Genomic DNA, 1,028 nt, shown 5'->3' on the forward strand with positions numbered 1-1,028 from the left:
ATGTTCTACGATCCGGCTGACAGAGACGACCTTTGTCTCGATCCTAGACGCATTGCACAGATGGCGGACGCATTCTCTCGTGCGCTGGACGTCGATCCGCGTCGCCTGCTCGACCAGGCGTACGCTTATGGGTGCCTTTCCGCAGCTTGGAACGCGGATGGAGAAGAGGAGCAACGCGATCTAGCTATCGCGGCCGCGATCAAGCAGGTGCGACAGACGGCATACGAGATATCAAGCGACTTCTCCTATCCCCTGGGAACACATCAATCTCACCGGAGAATATCGCTGGCCAAAGCCTTAGCGTAGGATTCCGCCCCTTCCCGCAAACGACCCCTGGAAGCCCCGTAGCGACGCGGAGAGGGGCGAGACAAGCCAAGGGCGCAGGCTCGATGCGCAGCACGACATAGCCGGTTCTCGCAAGGACGAGAATTTCCCTGCGGTGCCCCTCAAGTGTCAATGAAAGTTTCCAACGCGAGCCATTCGCGAGAGCCTTGAGTCCACGCTAGATCTATCTCATCTGCGCAAGGCAGAACGTGAAGACGGCCGCCCTGGACCTCGCCCGCGAGCGCCAGGCGCACGAGGCCGGCGCGCGGACCCGCGCCACGGCCCACGAGCGGACGCCGCAGCAGGAGCGCCAGAAGGCCGCCAGAGAGGCCGAGCGCGGCCGTGAGGCTTGGACGCTAGGGCAGGGCATGAAAAAGCCCGTAGCGGGCTGCTACGGGCGTCTGACGCGGTGGAAAGGGGGAGGGGATGTTGTCTACATGGCTCTGCTGTAGTGAGTGGGTTGCGCTCCGGCAGCGGTCCTGATCAATCGTCACCCTTTCTCGGTCCTTCAACGTTCCTGACAACGAGCCTCCTTTTCGCCAATCCATCGACAATCACCGCGAGTCCCTGCTCGAACGCTGCGTCCGGACCGGCTTCGTCGAAGGCGTCTATCGCGGCCCGCAACAGCGGCGAGAGCGGAGCCTGTTCCACGGTGCCGCCGCGCTCGCCGGCATCGCTGTCGCCGGCCTGCTCCTCAAGCACGG

The 1,028-nt window shown here is 63.4% G+C and carries 2 pseudogenes; one reads left to right on the forward strand and one right to left on the reverse strand.

What is annotated here, in order from left to right:
• Positions 1–225 (forward strand): annotated as a pseudogene (locus tag D3227_RS40385) (aminoglycoside phosphotransferase family protein); the annotation flags it as partial.
• Positions 226–807: 582 nt separating this feature from the next.
• Here the strand turns inward: D3227_RS40385 and tetR(A) are convergent.
• A pseudogene (tetR(A), locus tag D3227_RS40400) lies at positions 808–1,028 on the reverse strand (tetracycline resistance transcriptional repressor TetR(A)); the annotation flags it as partial.

The organism is Mesorhizobium waimense (genome assembly GCF_003601975.1).
Classification (GTDB): Bacteria; Pseudomonadota; Alphaproteobacteria; order Rhizobiales; family Rhizobiaceae; genus Mesorhizobium; species Mesorhizobium waimense.